Here is a 22,036-nt window from a genome sequence, read left to right on the forward strand (position 1 = left end):
ATAAAAAACAAAAAGTAAAATAAGTAAAGTGAAAATTATAAAAGCTATATAAATCATAGCCAATATTGTAGTATAATTCCATCAATTATTATAGGATTTACAATGCAACTATTTGGAAAATTTTCAACAAATTTCGATATGGATTATCTCGTTGAGCAATATATCTACATCAATGAGAGTGAAGATGAAAAAATCACGCTTGATGATTTAGAGAGAATGCTCAAAAAAAAGCGTAAACATGTAGTGGGAACTATCTTTTTATATAACCCGGAAGAGTCTCCTACAGGGTATAAAATGAGCCGTTTCTTACAAAAGGATGGGTTTGAGAAGTATGATGAGTATGTAACACTCAATGAATCTCCAAGAATGTACGTCCTCAATGCTGCACTCAAAGAGCACTACAAAGGAAAACTTGTAGAGATACGGTATCTCTTTAACTATAATCGTGAAAATATCGAACCGACTCCGATTTTAGAAGAGTTTGATGCAGACTTGGACAAGTTAAACTCAATGCAGCTTACACGTTATGACAGAGCACTGAACTACATCGACATTCCAAACATTCGTCTGACTGGAAAATTTGTTTTTTTCGGCATGGGACACAAATATGACAGACACCATAAGAATATTATCGCTTACGCCAGAGCACTCTCTGAACATGTAAACAAGCTCGATAAAACAGTCGTATTTATGCATGATAACAATTATGATGAAGATGAGTGTCGCCAAATCGCTTACTTCCTCTCACCATTTGCAACAGGTAAAATGCGTGAGAAGCGTGCAAATGCTCTCAAAGAGGTCTTTAAAACCACTCCACCGCAAGTGGTTAAGATCTCCTCTTAGCCCAACGGGCAAAAAATCGTGCAGGAATGATTCGCTCACTTATCTCTTTTGCACTCAAAATATGCTCTTTTAAAATACGAGCAAGATAAGGAGCAAGTACAAAACCATAACCCCCGCTTCCATTTATCATAGAGAGCTGCGGATAATACAAAAACTCTTGAAAATCTGGTTTTTTTACACGAATATTTTTCTCACAACACGCCAGTGTCTCACGTGAGAGTACAAGAGGACCGACAAGTGGCATATAATCAAAGGAACCCGAACGCAGTCCCGTGTAATCTTTGACTATCTCTACATCACTCAGGTTAATAGTGCGTGAAGCTTTCTCTAAAAGCTCACGTCTCCCCTCTTCTACATTATAAGGTTCACGTGAGGTTTGGGGATGATAATGCACATTATGCGTGGCACCTATTGCCAAGCGATTACCATCACTCGGCGAAATAGAGACAAACTGATGAATGGAGTATGGATTTTGTGTGCTGGTTTGAACATCGATTCTATGTCCCCAAACCCCACGCAGTTCAATATAGGACTCATTTAGTAGTGTTTTATAAGCACCTGTTGCCAATACAAGCTCTTTTGCCGCATAGGTATCATCAATAAGCCAATATCCATCTTCAAAGACAATATTTTCTACTTTTTGCCTGATAAACTTTGCACCCTCTATCATCGCTTCACACATCTTTTGTGCATCAACGATGCCTGCTTCAAGGGACACACTCTCTCTTTGCAGTGCGCTCTGCGTGAGCTTTGCTTTTAGACTCTCTTTGGCTTCTTTTAAAGGTAGTGTTGTTTTTTCTTTGAAAATTCGAAGTGTCTCTTCTTCATCTGCATCTTTGGCAATATGTAAAAGTTGTGCTTTTTTAAAGTGCTCTGCAAAATGTTTTTCATAATATTCCATAGAGTATATAAAAGCATCTTCAATGATTGCTTTGAGCTCACCTGCCTTTGAAAACTTCGGAGAGATGAACGCACCTGCTGCCCCACTGCCGCCGCTTGCTACACCCTCTTTATCAAGGACAAGGACTCTTTTATCCTCTTGCAAAAACTCATAAGCAACACTACAGCCGTTAATACCGGCACCAATAACAGCTATATCATACATTATACCAATCCCTATAAAAAACGAAACATTTAAATTTTTTAGCTAAAATAGTAGTAAGATTATATCGAATTAGTAAGGATAAATGATTAAAACCACAATCAAGAAGATTTTATACAAAGGCGGACTCAAGCTTAAACTTATCAGTTTTGTATTTATCTCTATTTTTCTCGCTATCTCTGTTCAAAACTATTTTATCATCCCTTTTATCAAAGAAAATATTGAAAAAAAAGCCTTTGAAGTGAGTTCTACGACGATTGAGAGAATCTCTGACTTCTCCTCGTTTGCACTCTTAGAGAGAACCTATGAAAATCGTTTAAGTCTCAATGACGCTATTGAAAGATTAAAAGAGTCCCACATTGACGGACTGCTAGGAATCTCCATCTATCAAAGACAAAAAGAACAAAACGGCAGTATATTCCAGTATATTTCAGGATTTGGTAAAAAAGTAGAAAACCTTCCTCTTGAGAAGTCTCTTTTGGAGTATCTTGAAAACACAACAACAGAACATGTAACATATGATACCTATACGATTAAAACAGCTAATGAGACGATTGAGACATACCGTTTTATCCGCCCTATTCTCTACCAGTATAAAGGTGAAAATATTCTGCTTGGTTTTACACTGCTCTATTATGATAAAAAAGCCATCTCTAAAATTATAGATAAAGTACTTGATTATATCTATATGATTGCTTTTATTATTTTACTGCTCTCAACGCTCTATGTCTATTTTATCGGTACGCGTGTCACGCAGCCCATACTGCAAATCACCAAAGCATCTTCGGAAATCACAAAAGGCAATCTTGATGTCCACCTTGATGTCCATACTAATGATGAGATCCAAAATCTCGCAAATCACTTTAATACGATGGTCGCATGGCTCAGAGAAAAAGACAGACTCCAGAAGTTTGTCTCCAACTCTACCGTTGATATGATTAAGAACTCTTCCCATGAGCCTGTAGTGCTAGGTGGGGAATATAAGAACATGACCTTTTTGTTTTGTGATATTCGTAACTTTACTTCATTAAATGAGAAAAAAACACCTGAAGAGGTTATCAATATTATAAACTTCTACCTCTCTTTGCAGGCTAAGATCATCAAAAAGAACGGTGGTGATATCGATAAATTTATCGGTGATGAAGTGATGGCATCATTTAGTGGAAAAGATGCTACGGTAAAAGCTATCAAAAGTGCCATAGAGATACAACAGAAAATCCAACAAGAGAACTCCCTGCGTCAAAACCAAAATAAAACTATCTGTAATGTCGGCATCGGTATATCTAAAGGTCAAGTTATTGTAGGAAATGTTGGCTACAATGAGCATATGGACTATACGGCCATCGGACTGGCTGTAAATATGACTTCACGTCTGTGCTCCTATGCAAAAGAGGGAGAGATTATTATCGATAAGAAAACTTTTGCAAGTTCTGGATATAAATGTAACTATACATTGACAGAGCCTCTCTCACTCAAAGGGATCAGTAATCATGTTACTGCTTACTCTATATCAAGTAAAGAGGCGTAATATGTACACCTCTTTACTCTTCGCTATTGCACTTTTGTTCTCTGCCTGTGTAAATCTCAAACAAGAGAGTGTCACACCAAGCCAAAAAAAAGAGATTCATGTTATCCGACTTAACAAAGAGGTCAAAGAGCTAGACTCTCATGACAAACGTCTTATCTACAAATCTATCAAAAATGAGATCAGCCTTTACAGTCAAAAAGGCGATGAAGATTATAAAAACAGTTACTACCATGATGCTATCAATGCCTATGAGCTTGTGAACTTCTATGAAGGCTCCAATGCCATCTCTAATAAAAAGATAGAGAAGATGAAAATCCAGGCAAAAGTAAGAGCTAAAATACACTATAAAAATGCACAAAAATATCTCAAATCCGACAATAAACGAAAAGCGCTCGTAGAACTCAACAGTGTTATGATGAACAACCCAAACTACAAAAATACACAACAGTTGTATCGCAATCTTAAAGATGACAGAGCACTTAAAATCTACATCAATGCACTTGAAAATGCACTAGAGACAAAGCTCATCAATAATAAGGGAAGTTTCACAGAACTCAAGTCCATACAAAATTCTCTTACAAACTTGGCAAAATATGATTATAAAAACAGTACTGTGCAAAAAGCCAGAAAACTCTTAAGAGAAGAAAAAAGCCGTTTACTCAGCCAGGCAATAGTGATTTATAAAAAAGGAAAACTCAAAGAAGCCAAAAAGAACTTTACTAAAATTCTCTCCATCTACCCATCTGATGAAACTGCTACAAAATATATGAAAGAGATAGCATTCAAACAGAGTAAGAAACACACGCTTTTTCTTGCCAACAAAGCACTACAATCAAATGAATACCTCCAAGCCATCGCACATGCAAAAAATGTTCTGCAACTGGAACCAAAGAACAAAGAAACAAAACAGATCATAAGAACTGCAAAGAACAAAGCCAAAGAGGCTGTGAACAAATATGTAAGAGATGGAAAGATGTACTACAACAATAAAAATCTCGATCAGGCAAAAGAGTGCTTTGAAAAAGCACTCAAAATTGATAAGACAAATAACACTTCACTTATCTATCATAAAAAGATACAGAGACAGCTCCATACCATTAAAAGTTTGCAGTAGCTTAGATACTTACCTCTTTGATATCTGCAATATTTAAGATAGCTTTATAAATAGAAGCTACAAGTGCTTTTCTATTGTTCTTAAGTGCTTCATCTTCAGCATTTACCATCACACTGTCAAAGAAAGCATCAAGTTCAGGCTTGAGGCCAAGCAGCGCATCAAGTTCTTCTTCATATGAAGTATACTCTTGCGCACTGACTTCCTTAAATCTTTTATAAAGCGCTTTTTCTGCATCTTCTTGAAGGAGTGTTTCATTGACACTCAAATCCTGCGTGAGGTCGATATCTTTTGTGATGTTTGCAACACGTTTAAATGTAGAACTCACTTCATCAAAACCTTCAGAATTTACAAGAGTGTTCAGTGCTTCTATCTTTTTACCCATTGCTAAAAGCTCACGCTCACCGGAAGCTAAAACTGCTTCGATGATAGACGGATTTACTTTATAGTAACGTTTGATTCTCTCTAAGATGAAATTCTCCAACTTCTCTAAATCTATTGTACCCTCATAGTTTTTTGCAAGCTCTTTTATATCTTTTACAATATCAAAAGTAAATCCGTACTCATTCACGATGCGGATGATTCCATTTACTGCACGACGCAGAGCAAACGGATCACGTGAGCCTGTTGGAATCTGATTTACAGAGAAAAGTCCAAGCAACGTATCAAGTTTCATACTCATCGCTACAATAGCACTCAGAGGTGTTGAAGGAAGTGGGCTATCTTCACCTTCTGGGAGATACTGCTCTTTGATAGAAAGTGCCACTGCCTCGTTTTCACCTGCTTTTAAAGCATAGTAGTAACCCATAAGTCCCTGAAGTTCAGTAAACTCATAAACCATCTCACTCATAAGGTCTGCTTTTGCAAGCTGCATCGCTCTTTTTAGGTCCTCTTTTGAAGCATTGATGCTGTACTTGTCAAAAAGTTCCTCAGCTATCTTTGTCTCACGCACAATCTTATCAGCAACAGATCCTAGTCCTTTAAAGAAAGCAACTTTTTCAAGTCCTTTCGTGCTGAGACCGTTTTTTAAGTCATTTTCCCAGAAGAAAAGTCCATCAGCAAGACGAGGACGCAGTACTCTCTCATTTCCTGCAATCACTTCAGAGAAGTCATCTGTTAAAGCATTGGAAACTACTACAAACTTATTGATAAGTTTTCCATCTTTAAAGACAGGAAAATAACGTTGATGCTCTTTCATAGAGGTGATGATAACCTCAGGTGGCAGTTCTAAGAACTCTTCATCAAATGAGCCAAGCAGTGCAGTAGGATTTTCAGTAATCGCTACAACTTCATCCATCAGATCATCATCAATTTCAATAGTGACACCGTTTGTCGTTTCAATAGCTTTAAAATCAGCAAAGATTTTCTCACGTCTTTCATCTTGGTAGAGTGTCACCCCACCGACTTTAAGTTTTTCAAAATAATCTTTTGCGCCGTCAATCACAATAGGGTCAAAACTTGCAATGCGATGCACTCTTGTTGTTTTTGCACTCTCAACTTCATAAAGTTTCATAGGTACTACTGCATCATCCAAAAGTACATTTACCCAACGAATAGGACGGATGAAACTCTCACGCAGACTCCCCCAGCGCATTGATTTTCCAAAATCAAGTGATTTTATCCACTTCTCTACGATCTCAGGAAGAAGCTCAACTGATGGACGTCCTTTGATATCTTTTTTATAGTAAAGCACCTCTTTACCGCCTTTGTCTGCAGTGCTGAGCTCATCAAGAGAGACACCACATTTTCGAGCAAACCCTTCTGCCGCTTTTGTCGGTTTACCATCTTTATATGCAACAGCCAAAGGTGCTCCAAAAAACTCTTCAACTGAGTCTTCTTGAGACGATTTAAACTCTCTATGCCACAGTACCAGACGACGAGGCGTATAATAAAACTCAAACTCACCTAAAAGTGCATACTCTTCTAATATTTGTACATATTTTTTTTCGATATTCTTTAACTCTTTTAAAAGTGGAACAGCAGGTAGCTCCTCAACACCTATTTCAATCAGTAGTGGTTTTAACATATGAATACTCTTTTATCTTTATAATTGTGGCGATTTTATCCATTTGTTGGTTAAAATCTCGTTAAAATACAGAAGATAAAGGAGAAGTATGAAAAAATTGACATTGACATTACTACTATCTGCAGCTCTTTTTGCTGCGACTATACACACAGCAAAAGTTCTTGAGACAATGAACAGTGGTGGATATACCTACATAAAAGTCCAAGATGGCAATCAGAACTATTGGATCGCAATGACACAAAGAAGTGTAAAAACCGGTGATACAATTAAGTATACAGAACAGGGATGGATGAAAAATTTTCACTCCAAAACACTGAACCGTACTTTTGATAAAATTCTTTTTGCTGCAGATATTGCCAAGCAACAGAAAAATCCAGCAGAAAAAAAGCCCAATATTATGAACTCTAAGTATCAAGAAAAAGGTACAGTCAGTATCGCAGGACTTTTTAAAGAGAGAACACAGTATGCACAAACAAAAGTTACTGTAAAAGGAAAAGTCACAAAAGTTTCCAGTGGAATTATGGGACTAAACTGGATACATATCCAAGATGGCAGCAGATTTGAAGGGATGGATGACTTGGTATTTACAACGAAACAAAATCCTCCAAAAATAGGAATGATTGTTTATGCAAAGGGTATTGCTATAAAAGATAAAGATTTTGGATATGGGTACTTCTATCCGCTCATTATTCAAGAAGCAACTTTCAGCTCTAAAAATTAAAAAAAACTTAATTAAGACAGAAATAGTCTCATTTATGTTTAGCTAAAAGATTTTGCAGGTACAATAATAGTAAATTAATAAAACAAAAGGATTTAATATGCCAAAGATTAACAAATATGTTGATATTGACACAGTAGAAAGAGAAGCAAAAAAAGACCTAATCGATCGTCACTCACCATTCATCACAGTAGAGGGTGTTGCAAAAAAAGGTGAAATGCTTTCAGTAAACGTTAAAATGGGTAACGAATATACTCACCCAGATGATTTCGATCACTATATCGAATCTATTACTCTTTTTGATGGTGAAACGAAACTTGCAATGGCTACTTTCGTACCGGGTACACTTGGTAATGAAAAATCTCATGCAGAAGTAACATTCAACATCAGACCAATGAAAAACAAACTAAATCTTGTAGCTCACGGTTACTGTACTAAACACGGTATCTGGGAATCAACTCCGGTTGTTGTCGAAGTAGCTGAATAATCACTCTTTTTAAACTTAAGCCTGCTTAGTAGGCTTAAGTTTTACCTCTAAAGAGGGTTCATCAATATAAAACCCTTGCGAATAATCAATTCCCAACTCTTTAACTTTATCCATGACTACACTCGAGTGTACATACTCAGCAACTGTTTTAATGCCCAGTCGTTTTGCAAACTGTACAATAATATCTACTACAATAAGAGAAGCATCATCAACATCGATATTTTCAATCAGTGTACCGTCAATTTTAATATAGTCTGCATTGATTTTTGTAAGATATGAGAAGTTTGAATACCCGCTTCCAAAATCATCAATAGCAATCTTAGCACCATAGCGTGAAACTTCACCAATGAATCTATCTACTTTTTTAAAGTCTTGAATCGCTTCTGATTCTAAAAGCTCAAATGTCACTCTGTTTGCAGTTGAACGATTGTTTTTTAGTTTTTGAATGATAAAATTAAATATTTCACTACTCATAATATCTTCGATGGATAGATTGACACTAAACTCATACTCGCTCTCTTTAAAAGTCTCAAAAGCCTTATTGATAATAATTTTTGTCACTTCATTATATATCTTGATGTTTTTGGCGATAGGAATAAAAAGTGTTGGAGAGAGTATCTTGTCATTTTTATCTATTAATCGAGCTAAACATTCATACTTCACTATTTTTGAGTTTGCATTATCCATAATCGCTTGATAGTAAGGAACCACACGTGATTTTTCAACTGCTTCTCTTACAATATGAGAGAGGATAAGGTTTCTCCTATACTCATGCTCAAAGTTCATTCTGTCTTCATATATCCAAAATGGTACACCTTTTTTCTTTGCATAAATGAGTGCCATTGAAACTTTAGAGAAGATACTTGTGTTATCTTTGTTCGATGAAGATGCCAAAGTAAAATCAACATATATCTTTGTATCTTGATAGATTATCTCCACATTTTTTATCTTTTCATAAATCTCTGTAAGATAATCTTTAAGTTGGTAAAATCCCATTCTTGTCTCTATCGTTAAAGCATACTCTGCACCTGAGAGTCTGTAAATCTTGTGCTCTTTTAGAATCTCTTTGAGATATTTTCCGACATACTCTAAAACATAATCACCTACGACAAAACCATAAAAGTTATTGATAGCCTGAAAGTTATCTATTTTAAGTAGTATGAGCCCTGCATCATCACAGTTTTGCAGATCTTTTCTAAGCTGATAGAGGTTTGGAAGGTTTGTCAGGTGGTCTGTAAAATAGCGTTTAAAAAGCTGTACTCTATACTCTTCAATGCTCTCTTTTTTATTATAGTTATCGACATAGAGCTCCTTGAGAATCTCATCGCTGATATGCTCTTCATCATCTGTATCAATTGTAAAGAGTGTTACCGATGTTACAACTTTGTTATCATGTTTGAGTAGAACTATCTGTGCTTGAGGTATCGTTTTTTTCAACTCTTTAATGAGATTTTGAACCAACACTGTATTATGGATATAAGAAACAATATGAATTAGAACTTTATTTTTTTTCAGTAGATTTATTTTTTGGACTACCTCTTCTACCTCTACTGATGATTCTAATTGAAAATTATTTATCTCTAACTTATCACTATCTACAGGCATTCACATCTCCAACGTTTTCTTATAGTATAGTATACTAACATATTTTTAATATAAAGTAGAGTTTAACAAGATTTCGACTATACTTTCAGTGAATTTATCTGAAGTTGGTGCTTAAAATTGAAATCTTTTCAAAATCTTGTTTTACTCCAAAACCTCTATAGACTCAAAGCTATGGGATTTCAATATATTGATCATTTTAATATCAATGAAAAAACAAATTATGAGCAGGCAAACTCATTAGATGAGCTCTCTCACAATATTAGAAACTGTCATTTATGTGATTTAAGTAAATCACGCCGACAAAGTATGCATGGCTTTGGAAATACTAATGCCAAACTTGTTATAATTGACTATCTAGTATCACAGGCTCAAGACAGTACAAACAGTTACTATGCTGGTCGTTCAGGAGAGATCTTAAAAAATATGATTGAGAATGTTCTGCATCTAAAGATTGATGATGTTTACATTACACATGCCATCAAATGTAAACCTCTGCAGTCAAACAAACCATCTGAATCAGAGTGGAATTCATGTAAAGGATATCTCTTTTCTCAATTAGCATTCATTCAGCCAAAAGTCATTGTAACATTGGGTGAGGAAGCTTATGCGCATGTTGCAAATGATAAAGCAGAAAACTTTGAAAATATACGTGGTCATCTTATTGATTTTAAAGGCTCTAAACTAGTCCCGATATATCACCCACAGTATCTTTTACGAAACCCTGAACTCAAGAAAATAACATTAAATGATCTACATACTATAAAGAGTTGCTTATGAAAAAATTATTACTTTTATCTTTACCTGTTATCATATTTGCACAAAGCTTTATGATATCAAATATTCCGCTGCCTAAGACATACATTCAAGACTTAGACCCTTATGAGTGTGACAATGAATGTATGCGAGAGTATTTGGAAAAAGATATGATTTTCTCTTTTCTTTCACATGCAAATACAAAACTGGCAGATAAAGAGCTGGATGAAGCAAGAAGTATGAATATCGCAATTTTTAATCTTGGAGCATTTAATGCCGGCGGTCAACTCAAAATTGCTCTGTTACTACCATACAAAAAAATAGGGAAATATGCCTCTTCTACAATAAATGCAACTTTTGCCTATCTTATGACAAAGAGCAATCCTTTTAGTCTTAAAAGCTATAGAATCGAGAGTGAGAGTATAGAAGATTTAAGCAGTGCTATCAGAAAGATTCAGGATGATGGCTATGACTATGTTATCGCACCGGTTACAAAAGAAGGTGCACAAAATATCATTGACTTAAACCCAAACATCAATATCTACTTCCCAACCATTAACAAAAATGACATTGAAGCATCTTCTTTGTACTTTCTATTTGGAGGTATTGACTATAATGCACAAAGCAGTCTTCTTTTAAAAGAGGCCGTCTCTCCACTTATTATTTTTTCAGATAAATCACAAACCGGGAAAAAACTCGCACTCTATCAAGAAGAAGAATTTTTACATCCAAAACAGAGTATCGATGAAAAAGTAGCAGAAGATGGAATCTTTGGTAGCTTTTTTAACTCTTCATCTGCGAATGATGAGGCAGAGGACCAAGAAGTTGTCAATGCCGACGATGGAAATGTAACTGAAAAAAAGGTTATCAAATACTTTATCTCACGCAGAACAACTAACCTTGAACACTATCTCAAAGAGAATGAAGATATTATTAACGGTTCCTTTTTCATAAATACACCTATTATCAAAAGCGGAATGATTATGTCGCAACTTACACTCTATGATACAAATGCGACAAATATTCTCTCTACTCAAATCAACTATGACCCACTGTTACTCTCGATGACACAATACATAGACAGAGAAAAGATGATTGTTGCAAACTCGATTATAAAGAACAACAGTGTCCTTGTTGAGACGAACTCACTGCTTGGTAATGATATTGTTTATGACTGGATTAACTATACAACAACGATTGGTGTAGATTATTTTTATAATCAGATCACCGGAGAAGAGCGAGAGTATGATATCAATATCACAGATAGCCAAATCATCTATGACATTGAACTTCTACGACCGGGAAGGACAAAGTTTTTAAAATATGTATCACCCCGTGAAGAGGGATAAGACAAGCTCTTTACTCTCTTTATCCAGCTTCTGAACTTTTCCTTCAAACGTAATATAAACGAGTAAAATTTCCAATTCAAAAACCTTCATATCATCTTTGTAGATTGTCTGTTTGAGAGAAAAAGAGGCTGCTTTCATCTCTATAAGTTCTGTTTGTATATCAAGCAGATCACCAAGTTTTGCACTTGTATAAAAATCTGCGATGACCTTACGTGCAACAAAATGTCCATTTTCTAAAACAGGTGTCATGCCACGTGAGAAAAAAGCCTCACTTCGTGCTCTTTCACAAAAGTTTAGATAATTAGAGTGATAGACCACACCACCTGTATCGGTATCTTCGTAATAAACTCGTATCTTCATTGTCGCTCCTCTTGAACCCTGACATAAAATTTCGTTCCTCTGATAGAGACCATACCCTCCGGTGTTTCTAAAATAAACTTATCCGGTGCAAGCTCTCCGATTTTTCCTGACTCAAAAGAGAGATTCCCTTTCTTTAAAAAAAGTTCAAATTCATACTCGTTTTTTATAGGTTTAAATACGAATTTTTTCAAATCCAATATGCTGTATGGTGCTAAAACAGCTGTTGAGTTATCATTAAAGACAATAACAGCAGAACCATTTTTTGTAATAATAACCATTTGACTCTCTAACTCATCTCCCGTATGCAATGCATAGTACTCTGTAGCACTCTTTGCAATGACTTCACCTTTTACATCTTTAATGATTGCTATACTTTTAGCATACAAAGCAGATACAAAAAGCACTATCATAACGATATATCTCATTTTTTCTCCCTTAGCTTTCTACTGTATCATCAGAATATTTCTGTGCTATCTCACGAAAAATCACTTCTATCTCAACAAATCCATCGACCAAAATCGGATCAAAATGCTTTGCTCGTCCCTCTATGATGATCTTGCTTGTCTCTTCAAAAGTAAAAGCCTCTTTATAGACTCTCCTGCTCACAAGTGCATCATAAACATCAGCAAGTGCCATAAAGCGACTCTCTAGTGGAATCTCCTCACCTTTTAAACCTTTGGGATACCCCGTACCATCCCATTTTTCATGATGATAGTGTGCAATATTTCTAGCCATAATAAAAAAATCATTCTCTTTGTAAGATGATATCGCATTATTGATGATATGACGCCCCAAATCTGTATGTGTTTTCATAACTTCATACTCCATTGGAGTCAGTTTTCCCTCTTTTTTCAAAATTGCATCTTCAATACCAACTTTTCCAAGGTCATGTAGCGGTGCTGTTGCATACATCATATCAATCTTCTCAGGAGAGAGTTCTCTTGCATAAAAACCTTTGGAGTAGATATGTTCAGCAAGTACTTTAATATACTTCTTCGTTCGTACAATATGTGCACCGGTCTCAATATCATGTACTTCTGCCACATGTACCATACTGTCAAGCAGTGCAACATGTGATCTGTTTAACTCTTGCGTGAGGACATGTCTCTCATAGGCATCTATAAAGATATATAAAAAACTTACAATGAAAAAATGAATCAAAAAAGGCAGTAAAAAGTATGCAATCGAAATATAAATACCCTGAGCAATACAATAGTATGTTGCAGCAAAAGCAAGCAATAAAGTTGCAAAGAAAAGAAAGAGAATAAAGCTGTTTTTATTTGTAATCAAAAGGAAAAAAAGCAGCAGTGTCACAAACAAAGAAAGCAAAATATTGACTATCTTATAGTGCTCTAGTTGGATAAAATACTCTCTGTTTAAAATATTGTCTATCATTGTTACGTGCACTTTTGAACCAATGATTTTCTTGCCATCTTTTATAACAACCTGGTCATGCAGACCAACTGCAGAAGATCCGACAATAACGATCTTTCCACGAATCATCTCTAAGGGTACTGTATCATTGAGTATATCAATAGCTGAGACTTTTTTATACCAGCTCTTATCATAAATATTGAGTAAGATATTTGTCTCTTTATCTGTTTGCACTGTTGCACCCAAAATATTGAACTTGGTACTTTCCTCTTGTTGCAAATCGCTGTCTGTATTTAAGAGTAATGCCAAAGCAAAATTTGGAATGATTGTATTTTTATACTCCTTAAACAGAGAAACCCTTCGCAATACACCATCCTCATCGATCGTACTGTTAACAAAACCCTGATACTTTGCAGATGAATGCAGTAATGGCATGTTACAAAGAGCGTATTTATATCTTTGCAGTTCTAGGCCTTGTGTATCAATGGCAATAGAGTTGAGACCTTGGCACTGCTCATTTACAAGATAATCATTACTTAGATACAGGCTCATAGTCGATGCAGTGTGTTCTAAGACCGAAGCAAATATTGTATCGTTATTCTGTAGAGCTTGGGGAAGATTTTGCATAATTTTTTCAATACCAAAAAAGTTTTGATAAAACTTGACAATTTCCAAAGGAGAAGTTCTGTCTTTTTCAGGAAAAATAATATCTAAACCAATAGCTGCTGCATTCAAACTATCTATTTTTGAAACAAGCTCTGCCATGATAACTCTCGGCCAGGGCCACTGTCCAAGAGCACGAAGACTTCGTTCATCTATATCAACTACAAGCACATGGGATTTTTTAAGAAGATGACTCTTTTCATAAACAGAAGAAGAGAGAGCATCATAAATCTTATAATCGGTAAATTTTACAAAATCACTTTTAAAAAGAAAGTAGTGGTTTGCAAAGATAAAGAGTGAGACTAAGATATATAAAAATATTGTTTGTAATCTTAATGTATAAATACTTCTACCCTTCGATTAAGTTTCTCATCTACATTATCAGCAGTCTTTACAGCCAGGTTTTTCTCACCATATGAGAGTGCATCAATTTTCAGTGCTTTAATTTTTGATTTCAGTATAAACTTTTTAATCTCATTGGCACGCTTTAATCCAAGTACTACATTATATCTACTGCTTCCAACCGTATCGGTATGACCAATAATTTTAATGATAGGATCTTTGATTTTTGCAATCTCTATGATCATATTGTTTAACTCTTTTTTTGAGTTTTCAAGCAGATTGATATCATCAAAGTAAAAAATATAATGCTTATAAATAACATCTACACCGACAAGATCAGCAAAAGCTCTCTCAAGCTTTTTTTGTGAGATTTTTTTAGGTGGGGTTGGAGCACTCTTTTTGGAGTTCATCAGTGTAAGTTCATTAAATGTATCTATCGTTACACTTCCTGCATCATTAGATACTATGATCTTTGCCCCTTTTTTATGCCCTTCAACCAAGACGACAATATTTTTGGCATTACATCCATTTGCATCGACGATTGCATCTTGTGGAGAGTTTGGACACTTATCTTTATCGGAGTACACACCATCTTTATCTTCATCACTCAAATAACTCAGGTAAAGATTTATATTCACCCAATTTGAGAGTGCATTGGACTCCTCTGTCTCATCACTATAAAGCATAACATCGTCTGCTTGAGCATATGTATAGATACTACTTTTATCAACTCCACCCGCAAGGAGTTTTTTATAAACACGTTCAATATACTGCTTACTTGCTTGAAGAGCCTCTTCTTGAGAGTTTCTATGCTCTGAATAGCCAACTATAGAAACTTTGAGGCTTGCGTGAGGATTTGCAAGTTCTTCTTTGATTTTTTGAATAATTGGATGTAATTTCTTTGACAAATGTTCATCGGCAAAACTGTTTGAAAAATAGATTACATCAAAACGAACTATTTTGTCAAATTTTCCTTTATAAAAATCAGTTTCAGCATAATTATACGTATATTCCAAAGCAAAAAGTAAATTTGTAGAGAGTATCAAAAAATAGAAAATATTAGATAGTTTTTTCATGTTAGGATTTTAACATATACTCACTTATAAACGAGCTTAATCATCAAGCTGCGTATAACCTTTTTGCAGCTGTGCTTTTTTGGCCATCATCTTGACACTTTCTGTGATATTTTCATGTGTCTTATTATAATGTTGATCGAGTTTTTCCAAAAAATCCTCAAGCATCTCTTTTATCTCTTCACTACTTTGCTCTTTCGCCTTTTGTAGCGCGCTCGAAAGCTGTGTGAGCTGTGATTGTGCTTTGACATAGTCTGCTTTGATCTTTTCAATATCCTGTACTAAAGTTTCCATATCACCATAAACATTGACCAAGCTTGTATTTTTTTTCTCAAGTTCATCCATCTGATTTGCTGAGAGTCGCATCTGTTTCATTATCATTTCACTCTGTGTGCGAATCCCACTGAGTACATTTTCATCTTCATAGAGTGCAGTTTTAATACCTTCAGCATGCAGCTTGAGTGATACTATCTGACCTTCAAACTCTTGCGTGAGAGATGTAAGTTTTGCAGCAGTTTTTTCCACTATTGTTTTTGAGACACTCTCTGAGAGCTGTTTCATCGATTCTAACATTGACTTGAGACTCTCTATATCTTCTGCTATATCATATCTACTTTCACCTGCTTTTTTGAGTAAATCAGTAAGTTTATTGTAATGGTCTTGTTCTGTTACACGTAAGAGCTCTATATGCTTATTTAAACGCTCATTGAGTTCAGGCATCTCTACTTCACTGAAGTATGAAAACGCTTTATTGACGTTTTCATTATAAGCTTCAATCTTTTCAAACTTTTTCGTAAACTCTATCTGATTGGCTTGAATTACATCCAGAGCTTTGATATCATTTTGGAACTTCTCTTGAATCTCCTGCTGAATTTTTCTGTCTTCTTCTGAGTACTCTGTCATACGAGACTCAAGCTCTAAAATGAACTCTTTTAATTGCGTAATCTCACGCACAAGAATTTTTGTAAACTCATCATGCAATTTTGCACTTTGTGACTCTTTGGTCTGATTTAAAATGTTCATCACAATGTAGAGTATCATAGCGACTAAAAGAGGCATAAAAGATTCACGTACCAATAAAATCACATTGAAAGGGTCAGGATGGATAATAAAATGAATCAAACTTGCAATAGTACCTATTGCAATCATTAAAGGGGCATAGTTTATTTTGTTTGGTTTCTTTAAAATAGCGACATGTCTCAAGAAAAGAAGTGCCATAAAGCCAAGAGAAATTAATAAATCTATATCAAACATAGAGATATTCTATCATAAATATTTATAAAATGATATCTAAAATCTCTTTTGGCTCTTTTACTACGACACTATGCTCACCACTTGCAGAAAATCCCCATGTAGCAAATATAGCTGCAATACCTGCTCGTTTTGCACTCTCAATATCTTTGGAGTTATCGCCTATCATCCAGGCTTTGTCACTCTCTTTGTTGTAGTTGTAAAAATCAAGAATAGTATGGATCATATCTGGATGGGGTTTTGAGGCTTTTACTCTGTCTGCTCCAACAATCATATCAAAGAGATTTGCCACATCCAAATGCTCTAACATTGTTTTTGCAAAGAGTGTGGGAGCATTGGTCGCTACCGACATCTTTACACCATTTTCTTTTAAAGTATGCAGCATTGTTTCTATACCATCATAAAGATAGGGATGTTCTATACACTGCTCTTTATAATGTTTCTCAAAAAGTTCTCTGTCTCTCTCTTCATAAAGTTCAGTATTATAAAAAAGTTTTGCCAGGTTTCTCTGATGTTTATTGATAGCTTCTACAATAAACTCTTCTGAGAGTGGTGGGAGATTATGATATTTCTCTCTTACATAATTAACAGAAACTGTGATATCTTTTTTTGAGTCAATCAGTGTCCCGTCCATATCAAAGATAACTATTCTTTGCATCACTTCATCTTTTCATAAATCTCTTGAAGGGCATCAACAAAGAGCTCGCTGTCATTAGGACATTTTGCCACGCGGTACTCTTTAAAACCAAGCTCCTCTGCAATCTCACGGTACTCAACATCGAGCTCAAAATCCGTCTCTGAATTATCTATCGTAAAAGCAATAGGAAAGATAATCACTCCACGATTACGTACAGTCTTAAGCTTATCTTCAAGCGAAGGTGTCAACCACTCCATACGCCCTACTTTTGACTGATATGCAAGATGTACTTCATGAAAGTCCATTCCCTCACGTAGCATCATCTCTTGAAGAATTGCCACATGACGGTTTATATGCTTCTCATACACATCACCGGCATCTACTATCTTTTTAGGCAGACCATGTGCAGAGAAAATGATGTCAAAATCTCTGTATGTTGCATCATGCATACTCTCTTTGATTCGCTCTAAAATAGCCTTGTTATATTTTTCATTTTCAAAGAAATGTTTTATCTCAACCAGTAGAGCATCTACACCTTTATCATGGTAACATGCTTCAAAATCTTCAAGTGATGATTTTGTTGTTGTTGTAGAGTATTGCGGATAGAGTGGAATCAAGTAAATCTTATCTATATCTTCACTGTTAAGTCGCTCTACTACTTCACAAGCAAAAGGCGGAGTATAACGCATAGCAAAATCTACAATAACATTCTCACCAAGGCGTTCTTGCAGTTTTACGACAAGTTTTTTGGTATGGCCTACTATGGGAGATTTTCCACCTAGTTGTCTATAAATCTCCTGAGAGCTTTCTGTACGGGTAAAGACTATCATACCTCCGATAAATTTACGCAGCACTCTACTCTTCATCGTCAATATGTTTTTATCTGCAAACATATTTTTTAAAAAAACTTCAACCTCTTCAAGATTGTTTGGTCCACCCATATTGAGTAGAATTACCGCTTCTTTTGCCATTTAATCCTCTTTAACCCGTAGACTTACATCATACATTAATTGCTGCAATGGTAGCATATCTTCATAAATTTTAAAGAGAGTATCTATCAATTTCTCGCCATTTTCTATCAAATGCGGATCTAAGACCTTGTACGTTGCCATTCCCTTGTAAAGACTCAACTCTGCATTTTGCATCTCTTTGTCAAATCCTCTCGGATAGCGTTTATACCCTTTTTCTATTATCTTATAACCTTTGGCAGTGATACTCTCCAATACCTCACGCAGGTATGCTCGACGTTCATCATCTGCAATATACTCACGATAGGCATCAAGCATTGGCTTTTCAAACCAACGTACACCTACTGCAACAAAAAGCTCTTCAGGAGAAAAATGCAGATAAAATGACGAGCTCTGCATCCGCTTACCAGAGCCTTGCCAAAATATAATACCAATTCGATGTTTAATAGGCACTGCAATTGCATCCGGACGTCTTGTATCGCGATAGATTCTAAAGAGTGATTTGTTTATCTTTGGAGAAAAATTAACGGTAGGCTCAAGCGCCTGGAGATGTTCTCCAAACTCTTCAACGAAAGCCCGTGAAGGCTCGAGGATAAGTGTTTCATACTTCTTTTTATGAAGTTCAAACCACTCTTTATTATTATTTTCGCGGATTAAGGCTAAAAAAGGAAGTGTCTCTTTAGAAAAGCCTTGAAACTCCACACGCAGCCTCTATGCTATCTTTCTGTTTCTATATGCCAATATAATGATGATAAAAACTATCGCATAGGTTACCGGTACAAAATCAGGAATCGGAACCGGGTCACCTTTTGCATATGAGTGCATACCTGCAAGATAGTAGTTTACACCAAAATATGTCATCAGTACTGATGTAAATGCCAGAAGTGAAATAACACTGTAGTTAAACTGATTGTAAATTGATTTGATAAATCGTAAATGCACAACAACAGCATAAACCAGAATCGTTACAAGTGCCCATGTCTCTTTCGGGTCCCATCCCCAGTAGCGTCCCCAAGACTCATTTGCCCAGACACCACCTAAAAAGTTACCAACCGTAAGCAATACAAGACCGATAAGTAGACTCATCTCATTGATAGCATTAAGCTCTTTAATAGAGCGCGCTATCTGTTCACGGTTTGCTCCATTTCCAAAAATATAAAGCAGGAGTGTAATAAAGCCAAGCAGTGCACCAAGTCCTAAGAAACCATAAGATGCTGTAATCATACTCACGTGAATACTCAGCCAATAAGAGTTAAGCACCGGTACAAGATTCGTAATCTGCGGATTCATCCAGTTCAAGTGTGCAACAAAGAGAATAAGTCCAGCTAAAATAGATGTTGAAGCCAATGTGATTGGTGATTGTTTTGAAAAGATAAAGCCGGCTAAAACTGTTGCCCAAGCGATATATGTCATCGACTCAAATCCATTTGACCATGGAGCATGTCCTGAAATATACCAGCGAAGCGCCAGACCAGCAGTATGTACAATAAAGAAGATTGCCAGCAGTCCCAATGAGAGCTTTGTAATTGTATCCATCTGGAATTTCGGTTTTACAATTTTGATAAAACTCAAAATCAACAATACAAAACCAACAACAAAGTAAAGCGGCCAAAGAATTTCAAAAACATTGGAGTGATTGTAAAAAATCTCTGCTTTTATCTTGCCTTCCGGTGGATAAACAGCTGCACCGTAAAATTTTTGATACTGTGCTATCTTTGCAACACCTGCATCACTTTTACTCCAATCTCCGCTTTGCAAAGATGCATCAATCGCTGTGAAATAATTCAGTGCCAAAGCTCTGATCTGCAGAGACTCTTTTTGCGGGAAGCTCTCTAAGGCATCTATTGTTGCATACCACTTATTATTTATGTCATTTGGTTTTGGCCAGATTTTAAGCAGTGAGCCTGTAAAAACCATATAGACAACATTGACTTTTTCATCAATTTCCAAAGCTTTTTTATCGAGCTTGTTTCTGTCTTTTGGTGCTTTTCTGCTTGCTTCATCAACCAAAGTCGCGATTTTATACCCACGCATACCAACAGAGTCTTGGAAAAACTGCGAAAAGGAGACATATTTCGCATCTTTTTGTGCACCTATTGCCATATTGATTTTAGGGTCACCTGTACGGATAAGCTTTACCTCTTTGTAGATATCAGGACGTATCATCATTCCTAAAATCACCTGATTTGGAGTTAGCTTTTCTCCACCAACCTTAAGTGATGCACTTCTATGGATTTTTGCTAAAATCTCGGTTGACAGTGTATCAATTGGTTTCATTCTTCCTTTTGTATCTTGAACAATTAAAGTTCCAAACTTCTCAGCATGCGCTTTGTCAAAAGCTAAAATAGTCTTGATGGCCGGATCTAGTTCAGCAGCTTTTGCAGGTGTAAAACTCAAAAGAATTCCAACTGCTAAAAATGCAGGTACAATTTTACACTCTGCAGCCTTTTTTGCTTTTGCTGAGAGTTGACCAAATCTAAACTTGCGTGAGAAGAGTACCCAGAACATTCCAAGTGCCATCAATGCATAACCAATGTACGTAGGCAACGTGCCAGGATCATGGTTTACTGAAAGTACAGTCCCTTTCTCATCTCTGTCATATGACGCTTGAAAAAATCTGTAGTTTTGATAGTCTAAAATATGGTTCATATAGATTCTATATGGCATATGTACTCCATTTTTCTCATCAATTAGTTCCACTTCACTCGCATATGAAGCCGGGCTCATAGAACCAGGATAGCGATCAAGTTGAAAATCAAGGAGTTTGAGTTTAAATGGCAACGCTATCCCTTTTGAGCCATAGGCTACACTCACATTCACACCACCAAGCGTCAGTGTTGTTGGACGACTTTGCATACCTTTTTGTCCATATACTAAGAACTCTTTGCTTTTTGGACCAACTGTTATGCTAAATTTCAGAGCATCAACACCAGAATTTCTCAGCAGTGCTGAACTGTTTGTGACAACCTTTTTCTTTGCATGCAGCATAAAATCACGTAGAACAAAACCGCCAAGATCTGTTGAATATAGCATTCTTTTATTGACTGGTTCATTATCATTCGCTTCTAAGTTACCTTTTGAGCGGTCTGCCATTTTAAGGTATGATAGTTTCATATCGTGCTTCATAAAGAGTTTTCCATCTTTTAAAAACAGAGCTATAACTGGCTTGTTAAACTGCATACCTGAGTTAAAATCTAATACAAAGTTACCAGCATCAAAGTATTTTCCCTCTTCAAGAGCTACAGGTTTTCCTTGCCCACCTCCGGTAATCATCATCTTTGCAATAGCTTTCCCGTTTTTATCAGCAACAAGTGTCTCAACAGCATTAGGAATATACTCTACAAGTTTTACAGCAACTTTTTTATCACCCAACTCTAAAGTATGTTCAAAATCATTATCTCCTCTCTTTGAGAGATATAAAATCTTGTCAAATTCCGCTTTATTATGCAAATCTTGCGCTTTTATAATAATGTAAGGGTCTGAGCTTAACATTGAATTTTCCGTCATTCCCTCACGGATATGCATCGTACCTTCATAACCAACATATCTTGTAATTGCCGCACCGACCAAAACAACTAAAAATGCAACATGGAAGATAAGTATAGGAGCTTTTTTCAGTGTGTACATTTTATAGTGAAAAATATTATAGATTAGATTGATAGCGAGTAATCCAAGCAGCACCTCAAACCATCGTGCATTATATATCTCTGCTTTTGCTGTCATCGTTCCAAAATCATTTTCGACAATAGTCGCATATCCAATAGCAAATGCAAAGAGAAGCATTAAAACTGCCATTGTTTTCATGGAACCTATAAAAGAGAGGAGTTTATTCATATTTATTTCCTT

At 35.9% G+C, this 22,036-nt stretch carries 19 protein-coding genes; 7 read left to right on the forward strand and 12 right to left on the reverse strand.

The annotated features are described in order from the left end of the window. Positions 1-102 precede the first annotated feature (102 nt). The gene (locus ES948_RS00720) at positions 103-843 is read left to right on the forward strand and encodes a hypothetical protein (RefSeq protein WP_152183005.1); all 741 of its coding nucleotides are present in this window, start codon (positions 103-105) and stop codon (positions 841-843) included. Here the strand turns inward: ES948_RS00720 and ES948_RS00725 are convergent. After that, positions 827-1,948: an NAD(P)/FAD-dependent oxidoreductase gene (locus tag ES948_RS00725; RefSeq protein ID WP_152183006.1), complete on the reverse strand. Its 1,122-nt coding sequence runs from the start codon at positions 1,946-1,948 to the stop codon at positions 827-829. The genes ES948_RS00720 and ES948_RS00725 overlap by 17 nt on opposite strands. Before the next feature lie 82 nt (positions 1,949-2,030). Here ES948_RS00725 and ES948_RS00730 point away from each other — a divergent pair, with 82 nt between their 5' ends. After that, positions 2,031-3,473, forward strand: coding sequence for an adenylate/guanylate cyclase domain-containing protein (locus ES948_RS00730; protein WP_152183007.1), 1,443 nt, complete (start codon positions 2,031-2,033; stop codon positions 3,471-3,473). Position 3,474: 1 nt separating this feature from the next. After that, on the forward strand, positions 3,475-4,587 hold the full coding sequence (locus tag ES948_RS00735) for a tetratricopeptide repeat protein (protein ID WP_188109407.1): 1,113 nt from the start codon (positions 3,475-3,477) through the stop codon (positions 4,585-4,587). Between the two features lies 1 nt (position 4,588). On the opposite strand, the gene glyS is transcribed toward ES948_RS00735, so the two are convergent. Continuing rightward, positions 4,589-6,610, reverse strand: coding sequence for a glycine--tRNA ligase subunit beta (gene glyS / locus ES948_RS00740; protein WP_152183009.1), 2,022 nt, complete (start codon positions 6,608-6,610; stop codon positions 4,589-4,591). Positions 6,611-6,698: 88 nt separating this feature from the next. Here glyS and ES948_RS00745 point away from each other — a divergent pair, with 88 nt between their 5' ends. Both ES948_RS00745 and ES948_RS00750 read left to right on the forward strand, forming a co-directional pair. Further along, positions 6,699-7,331 (forward strand): GW dipeptide domain-containing protein, encoded by a 633-nt coding sequence (locus tag ES948_RS00745; protein WP_152183010.1) that lies wholly within the window; start codon positions 6,699-6,701, stop codon positions 7,329-7,331. Between the two features lie 97 nt (positions 7,332-7,428). Beyond that, positions 7,429-7,815: a class II SORL domain-containing protein gene (locus tag ES948_RS00750; RefSeq protein WP_152183011.1), complete on the forward strand. Its 387-nt coding sequence runs from the start codon at positions 7,429-7,431 to the stop codon at positions 7,813-7,815. 15 nt (positions 7,816-7,830) lie between these two features. On the opposite strand, the gene ES948_RS00755 is transcribed toward ES948_RS00750, so the two are convergent. Further along, positions 7,831-9,420 carry an EAL domain-containing protein gene (locus tag ES948_RS00755; RefSeq protein ID WP_152183012.1) on the reverse strand — a complete coding sequence of 530 codons (1,590 nt, stop codon included), beginning with the start codon at positions 9,418-9,420 and terminating at the stop codon, positions 7,831-7,833. Positions 9,421-9,537: 117 nt separating this feature from the next. Here ES948_RS00755 and ES948_RS00760 point away from each other — a divergent pair, with 117 nt between their 5' ends. Together ES948_RS00760 and ES948_RS00765 are read left to right on the forward strand one after the other, a co-directional pair. Then, on the forward strand, positions 9,538-10,197 hold the full coding sequence (locus tag ES948_RS00760; protein WP_152183013.1) for a uracil-DNA glycosylase: 660 nt from the start codon (positions 9,538-9,540) through the stop codon (positions 10,195-10,197). Beyond that, entirely contained in the window at positions 10,194-11,522 is a 1,329-nt protein-coding gene (locus tag ES948_RS00765; protein ID WP_152183014.1) for a type 1 periplasmic-binding domain-containing protein, read from the forward strand. The genes ES948_RS00760 and ES948_RS00765 overlap by 4 nt, the downstream gene beginning before the upstream one ends. Here the strand turns inward: ES948_RS00765 and ES948_RS00770 are convergent. The 9 genes from ES948_RS00770 to ES948_RS00810 are packed head-to-tail and all read right to left on the reverse strand — an operon-like array spanning position 11,502 to position 22,024. Then, on the reverse strand, positions 11,502-11,882 hold the full coding sequence (locus ES948_RS00770) for a YbgC/FadM family acyl-CoA thioesterase (protein WP_152183015.1): 381 nt from the start codon (positions 11,880-11,882) through the stop codon (positions 11,502-11,504). The two genes, ES948_RS00765 and ES948_RS00770, sit on opposite strands and share 21 nt — an antisense overlap. After that, entirely contained in the window at positions 11,879-12,307 is a 429-nt protein-coding gene (locus ES948_RS00775) for a FecR family protein (RefSeq protein WP_152183016.1), read from the reverse strand. Before ES948_RS00775 ends, ES948_RS00770 begins: the two co-directional genes overlap by 4 nt. 10 nt (positions 12,308-12,317) lie before the next feature. After that, complete coding sequence (locus tag ES948_RS00780; RefSeq protein WP_343029867.1) at positions 12,318-14,264, reverse strand: CHASE2 domain-containing protein; 1,947 nt, start codon at positions 14,262-14,264, stop codon at positions 12,318-12,320. After that, positions 14,252-15,337, reverse strand: coding sequence for an OmpA family protein (locus tag ES948_RS00785; RefSeq protein WP_152183017.1), 1,086 nt, complete (start codon positions 15,335-15,337; stop codon positions 14,252-14,254). Before ES948_RS00785 ends, ES948_RS00780 begins: the two co-directional genes overlap by 13 nt. Positions 15,338-15,373: 36 nt before the next feature. Further along, a complete protein-coding gene (locus ES948_RS00790; RefSeq protein WP_152183018.1) occupies positions 15,374-16,588 on the reverse strand; it encodes a hypothetical protein in 1,215 nt (404 codons plus the stop codon). A 22-nt stretch (positions 16,589-16,610) separates the two neighbouring features. Beyond that, entirely contained in the window at positions 16,611-17,243 is a 633-nt protein-coding gene (locus tag ES948_RS00795) for an HAD family hydrolase (protein WP_152183019.1), read from the reverse strand. Then, positions 17,243-18,193 carry a ferrochelatase gene (gene hemH / locus ES948_RS00800; protein WP_152183020.1) on the reverse strand — a complete coding sequence of 317 codons (951 nt, stop codon included), beginning with the start codon at positions 18,191-18,193 and terminating at the stop codon, positions 17,243-17,245. The genes ES948_RS00795 and hemH overlap by 1 nt, the downstream gene beginning before the upstream one ends. After that, positions 18,194-18,892 carry a DUF2461 domain-containing protein gene (locus tag ES948_RS00805; RefSeq protein WP_152183021.1) on the reverse strand — a complete coding sequence of 233 codons (699 nt, stop codon included), beginning with the start codon at positions 18,890-18,892 and terminating at the stop codon, positions 18,194-18,196. It abuts the gene before it with no gap. Between the two features lie 9 nt (positions 18,893-18,901). Then, positions 18,902-22,024, reverse strand: coding sequence for a cytochrome c biogenesis protein CcsA (locus tag ES948_RS00810; protein ID WP_152183022.1), 3,123 nt, complete (start codon positions 22,022-22,024; stop codon positions 18,902-18,904). Between the last annotated feature and the right edge of the window lie 12 nt (positions 22,025-22,036).

This window comes from Sulfurimonas indica, assembly GCF_009192995.1.
Classification (GTDB): domain Bacteria; phylum Campylobacterota; class Campylobacteria; order Campylobacterales; family Sulfurimonadaceae; genus Sulfurimonas; species Sulfurimonas indica.

Bases quoted from the DNA above. Each gene is read 5' to 3' on its own strand.
- ES948_RS00765 (WP_152183014.1), top strand. From the start codon at position 10,194: ATGAAAAAATTATTACTTTTATCTTTACCTGTTATCATATTTGCACAA.
- ES948_RS00750 (WP_152183011.1), top strand. From the start codon at position 7,429: ATGCCAAAGATTAACAAATATGTTGATATTGACACAGTAGAAAGAGAA.
- ES948_RS00770 (WP_152183015.1), bottom strand. From the start codon at position 11,882: ATGAAGATACGAGTTTATTACGAAGATACCGATACAGGTGGTGTGGTC.
- ES948_RS00745 (WP_152183010.1), top strand. From the start codon at position 6,699: ATGAAAAAATTGACATTGACATTACTACTATCTGCAGCTCTTTTTGCT.
- ES948_RS00730 (WP_152183007.1), top strand. From the start codon at position 2,031: ATGATTAAAACCACAATCAAGAAGATTTTATACAAAGGCGGACTCAAG.
- ES948_RS00735 (WP_188109407.1), top strand. From the start codon at position 3,475: ATGTACACCTCTTTACTCTTCGCTATTGCACTTTTGTTCTCTGCCTGT.
- ES948_RS00720 (WP_152183005.1), top strand. From the start codon at position 103: ATGCAACTATTTGGAAAATTTTCAACAAATTTCGATATGGATTATCTC.
- hemH (WP_152183020.1), bottom strand. From the start codon at position 18,193: ATGGCAAAAGAAGCGGTAATTCTACTCAATATGGGTGGACCAAACAAT.
- ES948_RS00725 (WP_152183006.1), bottom strand. From the start codon at position 1,948: ATGTATGATATAGCTGTTATTGGTGCCGGTATTAACGGCTGTAGTGTT.
- ES948_RS00790 (WP_152183018.1), bottom strand. From the start codon at position 16,588: ATGTTTGATATAGATTTATTAATTTCTCTTGGCTTTATGGCACTTCTT.
- ES948_RS00785 (WP_152183017.1), bottom strand. From the start codon at position 15,337: ATGAAAAAACTATCTAATATTTTCTATTTTTTGATACTCTCTACAAAT.
- glyS (WP_152183009.1), bottom strand. From the start codon at position 6,610: ATGTTAAAACCACTACTGATTGAAATAGGTGTTGAGGAGCTACCTGCT.
- ES948_RS00755 (WP_152183012.1), bottom strand. From the start codon at position 9,420: ATGCCTGTAGATAGTGATAAGTTAGAGATAAATAATTTTCAATTAGAA.
- ES948_RS00810 (WP_152183022.1), bottom strand. From the start codon at position 22,024: ATGAATAAACTCCTCTCTTTTATAGGTTCCATGAAAACAATGGCAGTT.
- ES948_RS00775 (WP_152183016.1), bottom strand. From the start codon at position 12,307: ATGAGATATATCGTTATGATAGTGCTTTTTGTATCTGCTTTGTATGCT.
- ES948_RS00795 (WP_152183019.1), bottom strand. From the start codon at position 17,243: ATGCAAAGAATAGTTATCTTTGATATGGACGGGACACTGATTGACTCA.